Annotated in this window: 19 protein-coding genes; 13 read left to right on the plus strand and 6 right to left on the minus strand. The window is 64.2% G+C overall.

Annotated elements, in window-relative coordinates:
- Positions 1-6 precede the first annotated feature (6 nt).
- The 6 genes from soxC (at position 7) to C7G42_RS18275 (ending at position 4972) form a co-directional block, all read left to right on the plus strand.
- Positions 7-1269 carry a sulfite dehydrogenase gene (gene soxC, locus C7G42_RS18250; protein ID WP_106950318.1) on the plus strand — a complete coding sequence of 421 codons (1263 nt, stop codon included), beginning with the start codon at positions 7-9 and terminating at the stop codon, positions 1267-1269.
- Complete coding sequence (locus C7G42_RS18255) at positions 1253-1945, plus strand: c-type cytochrome (RefSeq protein ID WP_245427781.1); 693 nt, start codon at positions 1253-1255, stop codon at positions 1943-1945. The genes soxC and C7G42_RS18255 overlap by 17 nt, the downstream gene beginning before the upstream one ends.
- 26 nt (positions 1946-1971) lie before the next feature.
- Complete coding sequence (locus tag C7G42_RS18260) at positions 1972-2406, plus strand: DsrE family protein (protein ID WP_199580994.1); 435 nt, start codon at positions 1972-1974, stop codon at positions 2404-2406.
- 14 nt (positions 2407-2420) lie between these two features.
- A complete protein-coding gene (locus tag C7G42_RS18265; RefSeq protein ID WP_106950320.1) occupies positions 2421-3326 on the plus strand; it encodes an alpha/beta hydrolase in 906 nt (301 codons plus the stop codon).
- A gap of 10 nt (positions 3327-3336) precedes the next feature.
- The gene (locus C7G42_RS18270) at positions 3337-3780 is read left to right on the plus strand and encodes a DsrE family protein (RefSeq protein WP_106950321.1); all 444 of its coding nucleotides are present in this window, start codon (positions 3337-3339) and stop codon (positions 3778-3780) included.
- Between the two features lie 106 nt (positions 3781-3886).
- Positions 3887-4972 carry a YeeE/YedE family protein gene (locus C7G42_RS18275; RefSeq protein WP_106950474.1) on the plus strand — a complete coding sequence of 362 codons (1086 nt, stop codon included), beginning with the start codon at positions 3887-3889 and terminating at the stop codon, positions 4970-4972.
- Positions 4973-5106: 134 nt separating this feature from the next.
- On the opposite strand, the gene C7G42_RS18280 is transcribed toward C7G42_RS18275, so the two are convergent.
- Both C7G42_RS18280 and C7G42_RS18285 read right to left on the minus strand, forming a co-directional pair.
- The gene (locus tag C7G42_RS18280) at positions 5107-5841 is read right to left on the minus strand and encodes an SDR family NAD(P)-dependent oxidoreductase (protein WP_106950322.1); all 735 of its coding nucleotides are present in this window, start codon (positions 5839-5841) and stop codon (positions 5107-5109) included.
- Between the two features lie 9 nt (positions 5842-5850).
- Entirely contained in the window at positions 5851-6891 is a 1041-nt protein-coding gene (locus C7G42_RS18285) for a LacI family DNA-binding transcriptional regulator (protein WP_106950323.1), read from the minus strand.
- Positions 6892-7058: 167 nt separating this feature from the next.
- Between C7G42_RS18285 and C7G42_RS18290 the strand changes: the two genes are divergently transcribed.
- From C7G42_RS18290 to C7G42_RS18320, 7 genes are all read left to right on the plus strand, one after another.
- A complete protein-coding gene (locus C7G42_RS18290; protein ID WP_106950324.1) occupies positions 7059-8360 on the plus strand; it encodes an ABC transporter substrate-binding protein in 1302 nt (433 codons plus the stop codon).
- A 61-nt stretch (positions 8361-8421) separates the two neighbouring features.
- Positions 8422-9309, plus strand: coding sequence for a carbohydrate ABC transporter permease (locus C7G42_RS18295; protein ID WP_199580975.1), 888 nt, complete (start codon positions 8422-8424; stop codon positions 9307-9309).
- Between the two features lie 4 nt (positions 9310-9313).
- Positions 9314-10141 carry a carbohydrate ABC transporter permease gene (locus C7G42_RS18300; protein ID WP_106950326.1) on the plus strand — a complete coding sequence of 276 codons (828 nt, stop codon included), beginning with the start codon at positions 9314-9316 and terminating at the stop codon, positions 10139-10141.
- A 7-nt stretch (positions 10142-10148) separates the two neighbouring features.
- Complete coding sequence (locus C7G42_RS18305) at positions 10149-11153, plus strand: zinc-dependent alcohol dehydrogenase family protein (RefSeq protein ID WP_106950327.1); 1005 nt, start codon at positions 10149-10151, stop codon at positions 11151-11153.
- A 5-nt stretch (positions 11154-11158) separates the two neighbouring features.
- The gene (locus C7G42_RS18310) at positions 11159-12232 is read left to right on the plus strand and encodes an ABC transporter ATP-binding protein (protein ID WP_106950328.1); all 1074 of its coding nucleotides are present in this window, start codon (positions 11159-11161) and stop codon (positions 12230-12232) included.
- Positions 12233-12294: 62 nt separating this feature from the next.
- Entirely contained in the window at positions 12295-13188 is an 894-nt protein-coding gene (locus tag C7G42_RS18315) for a sugar kinase (RefSeq protein WP_245427783.1), read from the plus strand.
- Positions 13185-14222: a tagatose 1,6-diphosphate aldolase gene (locus C7G42_RS18320; protein ID WP_106950330.1), complete on the plus strand. Its 1038-nt coding sequence runs from the start codon at positions 13185-13187 to the stop codon at positions 14220-14222. The genes C7G42_RS18315 and C7G42_RS18320 overlap by 4 nt, the downstream gene beginning before the upstream one ends.
- A gap of 295 nt (positions 14223-14517) precedes the next feature.
- Here the strand turns inward: C7G42_RS18320 and C7G42_RS18330 are convergent, their stop codons facing one another.
- The 4 genes from C7G42_RS18330 to C7G42_RS18345 all read right to left on the minus strand — a co-directional run bounded on the left by C7G42_RS18330 (position 14518) and on the right by C7G42_RS18345 (position 18656).
- On the minus strand, positions 14518-15390 hold the full coding sequence (locus C7G42_RS18330) for an ABC transporter ATP-binding protein (protein WP_106950331.1): 873 nt from the start codon (positions 15388-15390) through the stop codon (positions 14518-14520).
- Positions 15387-16244: an ABC transporter permease gene (locus C7G42_RS18335; RefSeq protein WP_502694216.1), complete on the minus strand. Its 858-nt coding sequence runs from the start codon at positions 16242-16244 to the stop codon at positions 15387-15389. Before C7G42_RS18335 ends, C7G42_RS18330 begins: the two co-directional genes overlap by 4 nt.
- A 35-nt stretch (positions 16245-16279) precedes the next feature.
- The gene (locus C7G42_RS18340) at positions 16280-17701 is read right to left on the minus strand and encodes an ABC transporter substrate-binding protein (RefSeq protein WP_199580976.1); all 1422 of its coding nucleotides are present in this window, start codon (positions 17699-17701) and stop codon (positions 16280-16282) included.
- A 181-nt stretch (positions 17702-17882) separates the two neighbouring features.
- Entirely contained in the window at positions 17883-18656 is a 774-nt protein-coding gene (locus C7G42_RS18345) for a Crp/Fnr family transcriptional regulator (protein WP_106950334.1), read from the minus strand.
- Between the last annotated feature and the right edge of the window lie 7 nt (positions 18657-18663).

Raw genomic sequence — 18663 nt, forward strand, 5'->3', positions numbered from 1 at the left:
GAAGCGATGTCGAACACAGACAGCCAATCCCGTCGCAGCTTCCTGGCCACCGGCGCCGGCGTCGCGGCCGCGATGCTGGCAAGACCGGCAGCCGCCGGCGGAAATCCCGCCAACCAGCCGCCTAATGTGCCCGAGTGGACGAAGTCGCTCGGCGAGGGCGTCGCCGTTCGCCCCTACGGCAAGCCGTCGAAATTCGAGAAGGACGTCGTGCGGCGCGATGTCGAATGGCTGACCGCTTCGCGCGAATCCTCGGTGAGCTTCACGCCGCTGCATGAGCTCGAAGGCATCATTACCCCGAACGGGCTCTGCTTCGAACGGCATCACGGCGGCATCGCCGAGGTCGATCCGGCTGATCACCGCCTGATGATCCATGGGCTGGTCGAGCGTCCGCTCATTCTCACGCTGGAGGAGCTGAAGCGCTATCCGCGCGTCAATCGGATCCATTTCATGGAATGCGCGGCGAATTCGGGCATGGAATGGCGCGGCGCCCAGCTCAATGGCTGCCAGTTCACTCACGGCATGATCCACTGCGTGCAGTATACCGGCGTCTCGCTGCGCACGCTTCTGGAAGAAGCCGGCGTCAAGACAAACGGCAAGTGGCTGCTGGTCGAAGGCGCCGATGCGGCCGCGATGGATCGGAGCCTGCCGATCGAGAAGGCGCTCGACGACTGCATCATCGCCTACAAGATGAATGGCGAAGCGCTCTATCCCGAGCAGGGCTATCCGATGCGGCTCGTGGTGCCGGGCTGGCAGGGCAATCTCTGGGTCAAGTGGCTGCGCCGCATCAAGGTCGGCGACCAGCCCTGGCACACCCGCGAGGAGACGTCGAAATACACGGACCTCATGCCGAACGGCAAGGCGCGCCGCTTCACCTGGTCGATGGACGCCAAGTCCGTGATCACGAGCCCGAGCCCGCAGGCGCCGATCAGGCACGGCAAAGGCTTTACCATCGTCTCGGGTCTTGCCTGGAGCGGCAACGGCAAGGTCAAGCGCGTGGACGTCTCGCTCGACGGCGGCCGCAACTGGTGGCCGGCACGGCTCGACGGGCCCGTGCTCGACAAGGCGCTGACCCGCTTCTACTACGAGTTCGACTGGAACGGCGAGCCGCTGCTGCTGCAATCGCGCGTGCAGGACGAGACCGGCTACGTGCAGCCGAGCAAGGCCGAGCTGCGCAAGATCCGCGGGGTCAACTCCATCTATCACAACAATGGCATCCAGACCTGGCATGTGCAGGCCAATGGTGAGGTCGAGAATGTCGAAGTCGCTTAAGCTCATTGCCGTGGCACTGACGGCCTGCGCGCTGGCCGCGCCAACGCTCGCGCAGCAGAAGGCCGACACCAGGGGCGGCTCGCGCTATCACATCGGCCGCGCGCCGACCGCGGACGAGATCCGCGGCTGGGACATCGACGTGCGCCCGGACGGGCAGGGCCTGCCGGAAGGCAAGGGCACGGTTGCGCAGGGCGAAAAGCTGTTCATGGACAATTGCGCGAGCTGCCACGGCGAGTTCGGCGAGGGCAACGGCCGCTGGCCGGTGCTGGCCGGCGGCAAGGGCTCGCTGACATCGGACAATCCGGTCAAGACGGTGGGCTCCTACTGGCCTTATGCGTCCACCGTGTTCGACTACGTCAGGCACGCCATGCCCTATGGCAATACGGGGTCGTTGTCGGTCGATGAATATTACGCCTTGGTCGCCTACGTCCTGTATCTGAACGACGTCGTCACCGATCAGAACTTCGAGCTCAACAAAAAGACCCTCGCCGCGATCAAGATGCCGAACGAGCAGGGCTTCGTGATGGACGACCGCGCCACCAGCGAGAAGTCGTTCTGGCAGAAAGACCCCTGCATGAAGGATTGCATCGCCCCGGTGAAGATCACCGGGCGCGCTGCCGCCATCGACGTCACGCCTGAGGACGGCAAGGAGAAGAAGTCGCGGGGCGTGGAGTGAGAGGTGGCCGGGCGAGCCGCCGCACGCTGCTGCGCGCGGCTCTCGCGGCCGGCCTGCTCGTCCCCTTACATCCGGCTCTGGCCCGGGGGGCGGAACCTCACCGGCTCGCGCTGCAGATCAGCGACGACGACCCGGTCAAGATGCGCGCCGTTCTCGATGTCGCCGCCAACGTCTCGCGGCATTATTCCGGGCAGGGCGAGGAGGTCGAAATCGTGGTCGTTGCCTTCAACGGCGGCCTCGACATGCTGCTTGCGGACCGCTCGCCGGTGAAGGAGCGCCTGGTGAATTTCCTGAAGTCGATGCCCAATGTGAGCTTCATCGCCTGCGGCAACACGCTGGAGACGCTGGCGGCGAAGGAGGACAGGCGGCCGCTGCTGATCGAGGGCGTCAGCGTCACCCAGGTCGGGGTTGCCGCGCTGATGGATTTGGCGGAGAAGAACTGGACGATTGTCCGGCCATAGGGAGAGAGCCAACGATGCGATGGTTGCTGGGATTGGCCATCTTGTTCGCGTTCGCAGAGTCCGGATATGCGGCCGAGCAGGAGCTCGAACTATCGGTCGACAGCCGCACCACACTCGCAACGCTGCGCACACCCGCCACGATGGCACTGGACACGCCGCTCGTCGTGATGACCCATGGCACGCTCGCGCACAAGGACATGGAGGTCATTCAGGGTGTGGCCAAGGCGCTGGAGCAGCGCGGCATCGCTTCGCTTGCGCACACGCTCTCGCTCGGGCTCGATCGCCGCAAGGGCATGTATGACTGCGCTGTGCGGCATGACTATGCCATCGAGGATGTAGTTGCGGAGATCGCCGCCTGGGTCGCGCGGGCGAAGGGCATGTCCCGGCTCGTCTTCGCGTTCGGCCATTCGCGCGGCGGCAACCAGGTCGCGCGGTATCTCGCAGCGAGTGAAACCCCGCCGGTGGCGGGCGCGGTGCTGCTGGCGCCGGTGACCGCAAAAGCCGAGGCGGACTTGCGCGCCTCCTACGCCCAGACCTATGGCAAGCCGCTGGCGCCGTTTCTGGAGCAGGCGACGAAGGCGGTCGCGGCGGGCGGCGGCGGGGAGTGGATGGACGTGCCGGGCTTTGTCTATTGCCGCAATGCCGTGGTCACGGCCCGGAGCTTTGCGTCATTCTACGGTCCCGATGCCGGCCAGGACACGGCCGCGCTCGTGGCGCGCGTGAAGCTGCCGGTGCTGGTGCTCGCCGCGACCAAGGATACCGTCGTGCCCGACGTTGCAGACGCCTTCGCTTCGCTTGCGGGTTCGAGCGGGGGCAGAGTCCAGCTGGAGACGATCGAGGATGCCGATCATTTCTTCCGCGACCTGTTCGCGGAAGACGTCGCCGACCGCATCGCCGAATTCATCAAGCAGACACGGTAGGAGGGGGACCATGCAGCGTCGATCCATGCTTCGCGCGAGCCTTGCCGGACTATTTGGTGCCTTCGCGGTGCGCCAGGCGTCCGCGGCGACGGAAGCGCCCGCGCGACAGCGCGTCGTCTATCATCTCGCCGATGCCGATCGCGTCGTCTTCGTTCTGGGCAATCTGCAGAACCACGTCGACGGCGTCGGCGGACCTGGGAAGGCTGATATCAGGCTGGTGGTGCACGGGCCGGCGCTGCGAGCCTTCCACGCGCTCGCGGCACAGGATCACACCGTTGCGATGATGACGAAGCTCGTCGACGCCGGCGTTGGTTTCGACGCCTGCGCCAACACGATGAAGGCGCAGGGCGTCAAGCTGGACGACCTCACGCCCGGCTTCCTGGTGGCCGAGAAGGGCGGCGTGGTGCGGCTCGCCGAGCTGCAACAGCAGGGATATGCCTATCTGCGGCCGTGAGGCCGCTCCGCTCGGGCATCCTCTGGTGTCGAGCTTTGATCTGGCTCATGGGACGCGACGGCCCAATCGCTAGAATTGCATGCTCGCAGCAACAGCCGAGGCGGACGTGCTGACGTCGATCATCGATCTCTTGGGTGAAGACCGGCTGTCTTGGCTCGGCGGCCTTCTGGTCGGAGGCCTGTTCGGGTTCTTCGCCCAGCGCAGCCGCTTCTGTCTGCGTGCCGCGGCGGTCGAATTCTCCCGCGGCGAGGGCGGGCCGCGCCTTGCGGTCTGGCTCCTGACCTTTGCCGCGGCGCTGGTAGGCACGCAAGGCTTGGTCGCGCTCGGCTGGCTCGACGTATCCGAGGCGCGTCAGCTCGCGCAGCAGGGCAGCATCTCGGGCGCGCTGCTCGGCGGCGTCATGTTCGGTTGCGGGATGATCCTGGCGCGCGGCTGCGCCAGCCGCTTGCTGGTGCTCTCGGCCAATGGCAATCTGCGGGCATTATTGTCGGGGCTGGTGTTTGCGGTGACCGCGCAGGCCTCCTATCGCGGCCTGCTGTCGCCCGCGCGCGAATGGGTGACCAATCTGTGGCTGGTCGATGGCGGCCCGTCGCGCGACATCATGGCCATGTTCGGTGCCGGCACGTCCGAGAAGCTTGCCTTCGGAGCGGTGTGGCTGATTGCGGGGCTGTCCTTTGCCTTTCGCAGCCGGTTGCCGCGCCGGCTGATCCTTGCTGCGCTCGCAGCCGGAACGGCCGTCGTCGCCGGCTGGCTGTTCACCTACCAGCTGTCGCAAGCTTCGTTCGCGCCGGTGACGTTGAAGAGCCTCACCTTCAGCGGACCGTCGGCCGAATTGCTGATGCTGGTGCTCAACAGCGCGCAGCTCCGGCTCGGCTTCGATCTCGGCATCGTCCCCGGCGTATTTCTCGGCTCGTTTCTCGCCGCGGCGCGTGCGCACGAGCTGAAGCTCGAGGGATTTTCGGATGGGCTTGGCATGCGGCGCTACCTGCTCGGCGCCGTTCTGATGGGGTTCGGCGCGATGCTCGCCGGCGGCTGCGCGGTTGGCGCCGGCGTGACCGGTGCCTCGGTCTTCGCACTCACCGCTTGGCTCGTGCTCGGCGGCATGTGGCTGGGGGCGGGAATCACGGATCTGCTCGTCGATCGCGCCGGCATGCCGCAGCAGACGACGAGCTTGCCGGCAGCGAGCGGGTGAATCAGCCTTGTCGCATTGCTAAATTAGTCGGCGTGTTCCTGATCTATTTGATCTGGGCGGTCGTGATCCCAGAGACCAAGGGAAACTTCCGCTGAACTCAATCGGCGCGGCTGCACCTGCGGCCGCGCCGGCCGCTACCCCGCCAGAAACCCGCCATCCACCGCGACCACCGTTCCGGTGGCGTATTGCGAGGCCGGCATGCAGAGGAAGGCAACGGCACCGGTGATGTCCTCGGGTTGCCCCCAGCGCTTGAACGCGGTGCGGTCGGCGATGCGCTGATAATGGGCCTGGTCGGCGCGGCCGGCGGCATTGATGGCGGTTTCGACGTAACCGGGCGCCACGGCGTTGACGCGGATGCCGTCTTCGGCCCACGCCAGGGCCAGCGCCTTGGTCAGCATCACGACGCCGCCTTTGCTGGCGCAATAGGCCGGAATCCGTGGCAGTGCCAGGGTGGCATTCATCGAGGCGATGTTGACGATCGAGCCGTTCATCTTCGCCAGCTGCGAGCGGAACGCCATGCAGGTCCGAAACGTGCCCGTGAGATTGACGTCGAGCACTTTCATGAAGGTCTCGATCTCGTATTCCTTGTCCCGCGCCAGGATGCCGGCGCAATTGATCAGCGCATCGACGCGTTGGTGTTGCCCGGCGAGTGACGCGACGGCTTCATCGCTCGTGACATCGAGCGTCGTGAGCGCAAGCCCAGTGCGCGGCTTGAGCAGGGAGCGTGCGAGATCGGCATCATTGACGCCTGTGGCGGTCACCGTCGCTCCGAGATCGCAGAACTGGTTGCTGATCGCGGCGCCGATGTCGCCGGCACCGCCGACCACGACGGCATGAAAGCCGGGGGTGAGGGAAAAGCTGGCACTCATTGGGGAATCTCACTTCAGGATTGCGGGAGGCGGAGCCGTCGATTCCCGGACCACCAGCGAGAAATCGACCTCGCGATGCATGATGGTCTGCTCGCCGGCGAGGTTGCGCACCAGATATTCTCCGGCACGCTGCCAGGTCTCGTCGGTTGGGACGTGGATCGTGGTCAGGCTCGGTCGCAAATGGCGGCTCCAGTCGAGGTCGTCGAAGCCGACGACCGACAGGTCGCGCGGCACGGAAAAGCCGCTGCGCTCCGCTTCCAGCAGGACGCCATAGGCGATGACGTCGTTGCCGCAGACCACTGCCGTCGGGCGGTCCCTGAGATTGAGGAGATGGCGAGCCGCTTCGCGCGCGTCATCCAGGGTGTAGGGCACCTCGACATGCCATTCCGGAGGCAGTTCCAGGCCGTTCTCCGCGAGGGCGCGGCGAAAGCCGGCGACTCTAGCGCCGGCGCGGTCGTTGTTGCGCTGGAGCGCGGAAACGATTCCGATCTTGCGATGGCCGAGTTCGATGACATGCGCGGCCGCTCGATGGGCGGCGGCTTCGTTGTTGGTGCCGACGCAAGGGTAGGGCCGGTCGGGCTGATAGATCCCGACATTGATGAAAGGCACCGCATTGTCCGCGAGCAGCTTGCGCAAGCCTTCGTGATGGCAGTCGCCCCGCAGCACGAGGCCATCGACCCCGCGGCCGATCAGGTTGCGGGCCTGTTGCAGCTCGACGTCGAGATCGTATCCGCTCGTGGTGAGAAACAGCATGTAGCCCACCGAAGACAGGTATTTCTGCAGCGAAGCGATGCCGCGTGCGAACATCGTGTTGTCGATTGTCGGCACGATCGCGCCCAGCGTACGCGACCGCCGCGATGACAGAATGCGGGCCGGCGCGTGCGGGATGTAACCGACGGCGTCGATGGCCTGCGCGATGCGCGCACGCAGGGACGGGCTCACCGCATCCGGATTGTTCAGCGCACGAGAGACCGACGCCGTCGAAACGCCGGCTCGCGCCGCGACGGCGCGGATGCCTCGCTTCGTCAATTTGGCGGACGACCCGTTCATAATGTAACGTTACAATCTCGTCTCAAGCCTGCAACAAGGGAACTGCCTGCGATATTGCCGCATAAAAGCTAGATTGTCCATCGCTTGACAGAGGTGTCGTGGTGTTTAGTATGTAACCGTTTTCATAAGGTGCCGACAGCATAAGGCGCCAGCGGGAGGAGAGTTCGATGAAGGCCAAGATGCTCGCGACGCGCGTCGCGTTGCCCGTTCTTGCGATTGCCGCCGTCAGCGCGCAGGCGCACGCGGCCGATTTCGATTGGATGAAATTCAAGGGCAAGACGGTCACCTTTCTCGCCAACAACAATCCGGTCTCGCAGGCGCTGCTGACCTACAAGGCCGATTTCGAGAAGCTGACCGGCATGACTCTCAAGGTCGATGGCTACCAGGAACAGCAGATGCGCCAGCGTCTGGTCACGGTCATGAATGCGAACAGCGACGAGGTCGATGTCTACATGACGCTGCCGTCGCGCGAAGGCGAGCAATTTGCCGCCGCCGGCTGGTATGCCGATCTCACCGCAATGGCCAAGAACGACGTCGCCAAGGATTACGATTCTGCCGGCCTGAGCCAGGCGCTGCTGAAGGCGGCGACTTTCGGCGGCAAGCTGACCAGCATGCCGATGAACCTCGAAGGTCCGATCTTCTATTACCGCACCGATATCTTCAAGAAGTGCGGCCTCGAGGCGCCGAAGACGATCAAGGACGTCGAGGCTGCGGCCGAGAAGATCAAGACCTGCGACAGCTCCGTGACGCCGTTCGTCTCGCGCGGCCTCAAGCCCGCGGTCGCCTACACTTTCAGCAACATGCTGCACAATATCGGCGGCACCTACATCGCCAACGGCAAGTCGAATCTCTGCTCGGCCAAGGGCAAGGAGGCGCTCGATACCTATAGCCGCCTGCTGCGCGATTTCGGTCCGCCCGGTGTCGTCAATTACAGCTTTCAGCAGATCTCCGCGCTCTATCGCAGCGGCCGTGCCGCGATGGCGTTCGAATCCTCCAACGAGCTGCGTACCGTCATGGACGGCGGTGCGCGCCTCAAGGACACCGGCCTGTTGCCGTTCCCGGCGGGCGAGGCCGGCCAGGTGCCGACCACGATCGGCTGGGGCATGGCGGTGTCCTCGCACAGCAAGCAGCCGGATGCCGCCTGGTATTTCGTGCAGTGGGCGACCAGCCCGGAAGTGCAGAAGAAGATGGCCCTCCAGGGTATCGCGCCGCCGCGCCCGTCCGTTGCGAACGATCCCGAATATCGCAAGTGGATCGACGAAGAGCCGGTCCGCAAGGAATGGCAGGCCGCGCTCGACGTGCTCGCCACCAAGGGCTCGTCCGAGGTCGGCTATCCCATCGTCGCCAATCCGCAGTCGCGCGAATTCATCGGGCAGGCGGTGCAGGATCTGATCCTGAAGCAAAAGCCGATCGACCAGGCCTGCGCGGATGCCGACAAGGCGCTGGACGCGCTGATCGCGCTGAACTGACCGCCCGGTGCCGGCTGGCTCGCTGCCGGCCGGCATCTCACCCGATCGAGGACAGGAATACATGTCTGATACGGCTGCGCCACTCACGCAGGACCGGCGGAAGCTGGAGATGGCGGCGCTCTCGGCGCCGGCCGTGTTCTTCACGGTCGCGATGATCGCGTTTCCGGTCGTCTATACGATCTGGCTCGGCTTTCAGACGTTCTCCTCGACCGGCAAACAATCCTTCGCGGGCCTCGCCAATTATTCGAAGCTGATCTCCGATTACGAATTCTGGCACGGGCTGTGGATCACCATTGCGCTGTTCGTGCTGTCGCTGGTGCTGCAACTCGTCTTCGGTGTCTGGCTCGCACTGGTGCTGTTCAATGCCAAGCGCCTGCCGGGCATCGTGCGCTCGCTGTTCATCTCGCCCTTCATGATGCCGCCTGTCGTGGCGGGCATGATGTGGCTGGTGATCCTCGATCCGTCGCTGGGGGCCGCCAACTATATCCTGCAATCGTTCGGCTTGCCGCCCTCGGACTGGCTGGCTTCGCCGACATGGGTGATTCCGACCGTGGCGCTGATCGACAGCTGGCAATGGACGCCCTATGTCGCCTTGATCGTGCTGGGTGGACTGCAGTCGCTGCCGCCGAGCGTCTATGAGGCCGCGCAGATCGACGGTGCATCTCCGTTCAAGACGTTCCAGCGCATCACGCTGCCGCTGCTGCTGCCGACCATCGTCACTGCAGCCATCTTGCGCAGCGTCGATCTCCTGCGCTTCTTCGACATCATCTACATCACGACCCAGGGCGGCCCCGGCAACGCCTCGAATACGCTCAATATCTACGGCTTCCGGGTCGGATTCGAATTCTTCAACATCGGCTATGCCAGCGCTTTGATGCTGACGCTGACCGCGATCGTGTTCGGCGCCGTGCTCGCCTTCAACCGGCTGCGCGGCGCAGTGGCTTGGTGATGTCATGAACGGTGCCGCCAACACCGACCGCTGGATCCGCTGGCTCAACACGGTGCAGCTCGTGATCGCCGGTGTGCTCATCATGGCGCCGACGGTCTGGATGGTGCTGTCCTCGTTCAAGCCGTCCTTCGAGGTCACTGCCTATCCGCCCACGCTGGTCTTCTCGCCCACGCTGGAGAACTACGCGGAGTTGACAAGGACGACGCCGTTCCTGAGCTATGCGCTCAACAGCCTGATTGTCACTGTCGGCTCAACCGCGCTGGGGCTGCTGTTCGGGATTCCCGCCGCCTTCGCCGTGTCCTGGACGCGGATCACGTGGCCGGCGATCCTGACGCTCGCGGCGCGCATGGCGCCGGGTACGCTCTTCCTGCTGCCGTGGTACGTGATGTTCCGGCAGATCGGCATGATCGGCTCCTACACCGCGCTGATTCTCAGCCACGCCGTCATCACGCTCCCGATCGTGATCTGGGTGCTGCTGCCGTCGTTCGATGCCATTCCACGCAGCGTGTTCGAGGCGGCACAGGTGGATGGATGCAGCGTCACACGCATCCTCTGGCGCATCGCGATGCCGCTGGTGGCGTCAGGCATCGCCGTGTCGGCGATCCTCGCCTTCGTGTTTTCGTGGAATTACTTCCTGTTTGCGCTGGTGCTCTCCAATGGTGACACCAAGACGCTGATCGCGGCCGCCTTCAACTTCATCGGCGAAGGCTCCACGCAATGGGGCGCCCTCATGGCGGCTGCGACGCTGATCGCGTTGCCGCCGCTGGTGCTGGCTGCCCTGGTTCAGCGCTGGCTGGTGTCCGGGCTGACGCTCGGTGCGGTGAAAGGCTAGGTATTTGATGAACGTATCTCCCCGTCCGAACTCAATCATGCAGGCCGCGGTCTTCCACGGCAATGACCGCATCACCATCGAGCGCGTGGCGATGCCCGATGTGGGCACCGGCGAGGTGCTGGTCAGGATCTCGCGCACCGCGCTGTGCGGCTCCGATTTCAAGCTCTGGCACAAGGGCGCCGAGTTCACCGCCGGGCATGAGATCTTTGGTGTCGTCGAGCAGCCTGGTCACCGTCTGCATGGCCGCCGTTGCGCGGTCTACATCCCCCTGCATTGCGGCCACTGCGCCGCCTGCACGCGGGGCGACACCCAGATGTGCCTGGAAGTCTCGAGCCTGATCGGCTGGAATAGGCCGGGCGGCTATGCGGAATACGTCCCGGTGCCGGAAAACTGTCTGCTGCAGGTGCCTGATGACATCGAGGACAGCCTCGCGCCGCTCCTGCTCGACACCATCGGCACCTCCGGCCACGCCGTGCGGTTCGTCAGCCGTGTGGTGCCAGCGAACGAGGCCGGACCTGTTCTTGTCATGGGTGCAGGTCCTGTCGGCCTCGGCGTCGTGCTGGCGCTCCATGCGCTCGGCTACAATGACGTCCATGTCGCCGATCCCAACGCGACGCGATTGAAAATCGCCCAGTCTTTCGGTGCAAAAGCACATCCGGTCGGTGATACCTCGAAGCGCTTTGCGCTCATCATGGAATGCTCCGGCGCGCATGCGGCCAGAAACCTCGGCATCGAGCTGGTCCTGCCGCGCGGGGCGCTGGTTCTGGTCGGCGAGAACGCCGCGCCCTGGACCATCGAGGAAGGCAAGGTCTTCCGTCGCAAGGACTTTTACATGATCCGGACCTTCTATTTCCCGGTTTCGGATTTCGAGCCGAATGTCGAGCTGCTGCGCAAATACAAGGACGAGTATCGCGTCCTCGTCGATGGCGAGTTCGGCCTTTCGGCTCTCCCCGAGAATTTCGCCCGCTTCGCCAAGGGCGAGCTGATCAAGCCCGTGCTGGCGCTGGACTGACGATCATGGCCTCGATCTCGATCCGCAACCTCACCAAGCGCTACGGGAATTTCACCGTGATCCCCGATCTCAATCTGGAGATCGCGGACCACGAATTCGTGGTTTTCGTCGGCCCGTCCGGTTGCGGCAAGTCGACCTTGCTCCGGATCATCGCAGGTCTCGAGCCGATTTCCTCCGGAGACCTCTACATCGGCGACACCCGCGTCAACGGCGTCCAGGCGGCGCAGCGCGACATCGCGATGGTGTTCCAGGACTACGCGCTCTATCCGCACATGCGGGTTTACGACAACATGTCCTTTGCGCTGGAACTGCGGGGAACGCCGAAGGCGGAGATCGATGCTCGGGTGAGGCACGCGGCGGCGCTGCTGCACATCGAGCCGTATCTCGACCGCAAGCCGAAGGAGCTCTCCGGCGGCCAGCGCCAGCGTGTCGCCATGGGACGTGCGATCGTGCGCAACCCCAAAGCCTTCCTGTTCGATGAGCCGCTCTCGAATCTCGACGCCAAGCTGCGCGGGCAGGTGCGCGCCGAGATCAAGGCGCTGTCGCAGGAGCTCAAGACCACCATGGTCTTCGTGACCCACGACCAGATCGAGGCCATGACCATGGCCGACCGCATCGTGGTGCTTCAGAGCGGCACGATCCAGCAATACGACACGCCCGAGGCGGTCTACGAGCGGCCGGCCAACCAGTTCGTGGCCGGCTTCATCGGCTCCCCGGCCATGAATTTCTTTCCGGTCGAATGGCGCGGGGAGGGAGCGATCCTCTCGCAAGGCGGGACGGCGGTGCCGCTGGATGGTGATACCGCGGGCCGCCTGCGCCAGGCCGGAAGCGCCGTGCTGGGCGTTCGCCCGGAGCATTTCGCCGTCACCGCCGATGCGGCCGACGGCATCGCCGTCAACATCAGGCTGGTCGAGCCGCTCGGCTCGGATACGCTGATCCATTTCGATCTGGCCGGCGGCTCCGCGATCGCGCGGGTCGATCCGGCGCTACGACCAAAGGTCGGCGATCGCATCATTCTGCGTCCGCAATCCGGCAAGACTCATCTGTTCGATGCCGCCAATGGACAGGTCGTGCAGTGAGCGCATTGGTCGACATTGGGGATCTGTCGGCGCTCGCGGACGTCGCGTCCAAGAGGAGGCCCGTGCACGTGATCTGTCTCGGGTTGTCCGCGCTCGATCAGGTCTGGCGCGTCGATCGGCCGTTCGCGGGTGGAAGCGAAAAGATCAAGGCCATCGAATATGGCACGCTTGGCGGCGGCATGGCCGCCAATGCCGGCGTCGCGGTGGCAAAGCTCGGTGCGTCCGTCGCGTTCTGGGGGCGGGCAGGGAACGATGCCGCCGGTCACGAGATGAAGTCGGCCTTCACCGCGGAAGGCGTCGACGTCGAGAATTTCCGACTGTTTGCCGATGGCCGCTCATCCGTCTCCGGGGTCATCGTCGACAGCTCCGGCGAGCGGCAGATCGTGAACTTCCGCGGTCTCTATCCCGAAGCCGCCGACTGGCTCCCGCTCGAGGCCGTCTCGCGCGCATCGTCCGTGCTCGCCGATCCCCGCTGGGTCGAGGGCGCCGCGACGTTGTTTCGGGAAGCGCGCGCCCGTGGCATCCCGACGGTGCTCGACGGTGACATGGCGGAGCCTGACGTGTTCGAGCGGTTGCTGCCGCTGACCGACCACGCGATCTTTTCCGAGCCTGCACTTGCCGCCTTTGCCGGCTCGACGGACGATAAATCGCTCGCAACCCTCGCGCGCTTCGGCTGCCGCGTCATCGCCGTCACGCGCGGCGAAGGGGGCGTTAGCTGGTACGAAAACAGCGAGTTGCACCGGCAGGCCGCTTATACCGTCGACGTCGTCGACACCACGGGCGCGGGCGACGTCTTTCACGGTGCCTATGCGCTGGCAATCGGCGCTGGTCTCGGCGTGAGCGCCGCCATGGCGTTTTCGGCGGCCGCGGCCGCCATGAAATGCCGCCACGCCGGCGGCCGCAACGGAATCCCCGATATCAACGAGTGTCTTGTATTCATGAGGACGAAGCCATGAGAACGATTGGAAAGAACCGCGGCCTGGCACGGCTTGCAGACGCGGATGGCCACTTTCGCATGGTCGCGCTGGACCAGCGGCCGCCTTTGTTCGATGCCATCGCCAAAGCAAAGGGCATCACGCGGGAGCAGGTCGAATATTCCGACGTCACGGCGGCGAAACGCCTCCTCGTCGAGAACCTTGCGCCGCATTGCAGCTCAATGCTGTTCGACCCCAATTTCGCCGTGCCCGCTGCGATCGATCTGCTGCCGCCGCGCTGCGGCTTGATCATGACGCTGGAAGAACACCGCGTCGAGGAAACCGCGGGCGGCCGCAAGTCGCGCGCCATCACCAACTGGAGCGTGGAGAAAATCCGCGCCATGAGCGGCGACGCCGTCAAGGTGCTGGCCTGGTACCGGCCGGATGCCGATGCCGCGGTGAACGATCACCAGAAGAAATTCGTGCGCGAGATCGGCGAAGACTGCGCCCGTCACGACATTCCCTACGTGCTCGAACTGCTGGTCTATCCGTTCCTCGGCAGCGCCAACCACACCCCAGATTACGTGGAATCGCCGGGCAAGCTCCCCGGCCTCGTCATCGACAGCGTGCGCGAGTTTGCGAAGCCCGAATACAACGTCGACCTGCTCAAGCTGGAGAGCCCGCTGGCGGCCAACAGCCTGCCGGCCCGTGACGGCAGTGCGGAGGCCAAGGCTGCGCAGAAGGAGTTCGATGCGATCGGCGATATCTGCCGCGGTCGCAATATCCCCTGGGTGCTGCTCTCGGGCGGCGCTGCGCCGGAGAAATTCGAGCGCGTGCTCGACTATTCCTATGCGGCGGGCGCGAGCGGCTTCCTCGCAGGTCGCACCATCTGGCTCGATGCGGTGCTGAAGAATTTCCCGGATCGCGCCGCAGTGTCTGCCAGCCTGCGCAAGGACGGCCTCCACGTTTTGGAACGGCTCAGCGAGTTGACCAAGGCCAAGGGTACGGCATGGAGAGCGCGCTACCCTGTTTTCAGCGATATCAAGCAGGAAGGGGACTTCGCGCGCGCTTACTGAGATGGTGGCGGCTCCGCGTCGTCTCGCAGGATCTGCAGCGTGACTGACGGCTTCACCATCCGTTCGATCGATGCGTTCGATTATCGTTATTCCGCTGGGAACGCTGGTGGTGACGTGATCCGGCGGGATGGTCAACCGTCCCGCCGTCTTCGTTCGCGTGATTGACGAAGACGGCTTCGAAGGACGGGGCGAAGCTTGGTCCAACGTTCCAGCACCGGGCGCGAGCATCGCGCCAGGATCGTCAACGAAGTGCTCACGCCCGGCCTTGTCGAGCGCAAGTTCGACGAGTTCTCGGCTAAAGCACTTCGGCCAAGGACTGGCCGTGCAGCTCGATGTCCAACCCCCGCATGCCGAGGTCGCTGATCTCGCCGCCCATCGCCTTCAGGCTCTCCTCGCGGATCAGGGACATCAGCCCGCGGCGCAGTGCCAGGAATTCCGAGGACATCATCATCGACTGCTGTCGCGGCCGTTCCAGCGGGATCGGAACCTCAGCCTTGATCGAACCGGGGCGCGCGGTCATGCAGTAGACGCGGTCGGACAGAAAGATCGCCTCGTCGATGTCGTGGGTGACGAACAGCACCGAGATCTTCAGCCGCTGCCACATGTTGGTGAGGATCTGCTGCATGATGACGCGGGTCTGGGCGTCGAGCGCACCGAACGGCTCATCCAGCAGCAGCACCTTCGGTCCCGTCGCAAGCGCGCGAACGATTCCGACGCGCTGCTTCATGCCGCCCGAGAGCTTTTCCGGATAGTGCTTCTCGAAGGCCTCCAGGCCCGCTAGCCCGAGCAGCGTCCGGGCGGCGCGCTCGCGCTGCGAGCGCGGCATGCCGCGCATCTTCAGGCCGAACTCGACGTTTTCCCGCACCGTCTTCCAGGGAAACAGCGAATATTGCTGGAACACCATGCCGCGCTCGGCGCTGGGTCCGCTCACACGTTCGCCGTCGACGGTGACGATACCGGTGGTCGGCTTGAGGAAGCCCGCGACCGCATTGAGCAGCGTGGATTTTCCGCAGCCGGAGGGCCCGACGATCGAGACGAATTCGCCCGGCTTCACATGGATCTGGGTGTCGGTGACGGCCTGGACCGGTCCCTCGATGCTGTCATAGCTGAGGGAAAAGTTCGTGACCTCGATGTGTCCTTGCGGTGCCTTGGCGGGAATCTCGTTCATTTGGCTCTCCACGGCATCACCAATTGTCCGGCGCCCCGGATCAGCAGACTCGATCCCAAGCCGAGAACGCCGATCGCGATCATGCCGAGCGCGATGTCGGCATACTGCACCAGCGAATAGGCCTCCCAGGTAAAATAGCCGATGCCGTACTGGCCCGAGATCATCTCGGCTGCGATCAGCGACACCCAGGCCACGCCCATGCCGACGGTGAGACCGGTGAAGATGTGCGGCAGCGAGGCCGGAAAATACACCTCGCGGAAGATCGATCGCTCACGCGCACCGAGACATTGCGCTGCGCGCACCAGCACGGGATCGACCAGCGTCATGCCGTGAAGTGTATTCACCAGGATCGGGAAGAACGAGCCGAGGAAGGTGATGAAGACGATGCTCTGCTCGTTGGTCGGCCAAAGCATGATCGCCATCGGCACCCAGGCGATCGCCGGGATCGGCCGCAGCACTTCCGCGACCGGGAAGATGATCTCGTGGATGAGCTTGAAGCGGCCCATGATCAGGCCGAGCGGCACGCCAATGATGGCTGCGAGCGAGAAGCCGATGAGGATGCGCCGACAGCTCAGAACGATATGCAGCAGGAATTTGGGGTCGTGGATCGCCTTGGTGAAGCTGGCATAGACCGCGAGTGGCGAGGGCACGTTGGTGAAGCGCACGAAAAACACGACGCGATAGGTCGTGAGCAGGTGCCAGACCAGGAGGAATGCCAGCAGCGAGGTAACGCCGATCGCAATCGCGCGCAGGCCGCTGCGGTTCAGTCGGTACCAGCGCAGCGCGAGTGTTCCGAAGGAGGGCGGTCTGGCGATGGGCTCCGGGCCCGCCGCTGCAATGGCTGTTGCCGGCATGCTGTCCTCGGGCTGTCTGAGGATGGCGGAGCTGCTCACGTCTTGCCTCCGCTGACTGCTGCCTTCACCGCGTCGTCGAAGCCGAGCACCTTGCCGCCGACCTTGGCGGCGTAGGCTTCGGCGTCCTTTTTCAGCAGGAACGGGGCGACCTCGCCATCGCCGACCGCGAAGAAGGCCTGGTCGGCGAACAGCTTGATGCCGCGCGTGGTGTCGAAGACGTAAGCGACGTTGATCTTCTTGCCCTTGGCCTTGAAGTCGGCATAGGCGCCCAACGTACACGCCGCGGACGCAAACGGCATGATGCCGGAATCATCCACCCAGACCTCGCCGGCCTTGCGCGGATCGGCGATCGGCTTCTTGCAAAAGGCGTCTTCGCCGGAGATCTCGTAATTCTTGGTGCTCGCGAGCTGCGCGTCGTAATCGAGCTTCATCTCGGCATAGGCTTTGCGGATATAGCCGTCGTCGACCCATTTCTTCGGATCGAACTCCTTCATCCGGCCGAGATTTTGCAGAACCTTGACGTCGGCAGTCGCGGCGTCGATCAACGCCGGCTTGACCGTGGGATCGGTGGTCATGTTGCCGCTCGGCCCCAGGAAGATGTAGACGACCTCCTTGCTGATGCCGGTCCATTCCTGGATCTTTTCCGCGGCGCGCTTGGGATCTTCGCGCAGCCACTGATTGGCGGCGATGACCGCCTTCAGATAGGCAGTGACGACCTCCGGATATTTCTCGGCGAAATCGGTGCGGACCACGATGCCGTGGAAGGTCGGGACGTTGGTCTCGACGCCGTCGAAGATTTTCCGTGCGAAGCCGCGGAACGGCAGCAGCTCGGCGAAGGGAACGAAGTCGGCATGTGCGTCGATCTTCTTCTCCTGGAGATTGGTCGAGCCGACCTCGGGGCTCTGGCTGACGAGCTGGAAGAAGTCGGGGGTATAACCACGGTCCTGCATCGCCTTCAGCACCATGCCATGAGCGGCGGAGCCGAACGGTACGCTGACGAGCTTGCCCTTGAGATCGGCGAGATCGTAATAGGGCGAGTCCTTGTGAACGACGATGCCGTTGCCGGAGCCTGACAGGCTGTAGGCGGCGATGCCGATCAGGCGGCTCTTGCTCTCGGGGTTGCTCTCGAACGTGAAGCCATTCACGATCAGCGGATAGTCGCCCATCATGCCGATCTGCAGCTTGTTCGCCATCATCGCGTTGGTGACGGGCGGACCCGACGTGAAGTTCTGCCACTCCAGTTCGAACTTGATGTTGCTGTATTTGCCGTCTTTGGGCAGGTATTTCTCGAGCAGGTGCAACTGGCGGATGACGACACCGGCGGTCACCGTGTTGGTTGTGGTGTCCTGCGTTCCGATGCCGAGCGTGACCGTTTCCGCCAAGGCCGGTTGCGCGACCAGAAGGGCCAGCGACGTCACCGACGTCGCGATCGAGAGCGTGGAAAGATGGCGGACCATTCTCATCCTCATTCGGTTGGACGTGCTGTGGTTGCCATGATTGGGTGAGGGCCCGGTCAGGGCAAATCCGGAATGACCGCTGCAGTCGATTAGTTGCCGGGAAAAGCTGATTGCATACTCCTTGAGCAGTCCTGCACTATAAAGCCGCTTGCCTGTGCACGGGCCGTGATCGCAAATTCGGTCAATCGGATGCGTGGCCGCGCATCTCTTCCAGCACGTCTGCCCGGCAGACCACGATCTGCGATCGCTTGGTCAGCACGATTCCCTTTTCCTGCATCCGCTTCAGGCTGATCGTGACCCATTGCCTGGTGGCTCCGACCATGTGTGCAATGTCGGCATGGGTGAAGGTGGCTGCGATCACCCTGCCATCGGCGTCCTCGACGCCATAGAGCTCGACGAGGTGTAGCAACAGATGCGCAAGGCGCTGCGTGATCGAGCGCGTTCCAAGCATCTGGGCGAGAGCCGAGTAGCATTTGCCCTTGAACGTGAGGCCCTCGATCAGGCCGATCGCAAGGTTCGGAATCTCGACGGCAAGGGACCGCAACTCTCTTCCGGGAAGGTGCACGACGCTGCAATTGCTGGACGCAACACCGGACCATTGATGCACGGTGCCTTCGAACACTTCCGGCCCGCCGACGAAATTGCCGACATGCCAATAGGCCAGCGTGATCTCGCGCCCAAGCGGAGAGGTGTAGAACACCCGGATGCGGCCGCTCTCGATCAGCCAGATGCCGTCATGCCTGCCGCCCTGGCTGAACAGGGTCTGGCCGCGGTTGAGCACTTTTCGGCGGCCCTGCTTCAACACCAACTCCCGCTCGCGCGGCGAGAGCTTGTCCATCAGCGGCGGGGGGCCGCCGATCCATTGCTGGTTCTCGGTGAGCAGCAGCGAGGAGCTGCCTGCAGGCCGGACTGCCGGGGGAACAGCCCCGCGAACCACATTCGCCGCCTGCAACATCGTCAAC

The sequence above is a fragment of the Bradyrhizobium sp. MOS003 genome (assembly GCF_003020125.1).
Taxonomy (GTDB): Bacteria; Pseudomonadota; Alphaproteobacteria; order Rhizobiales; family Xanthobacteraceae; genus Bradyrhizobium.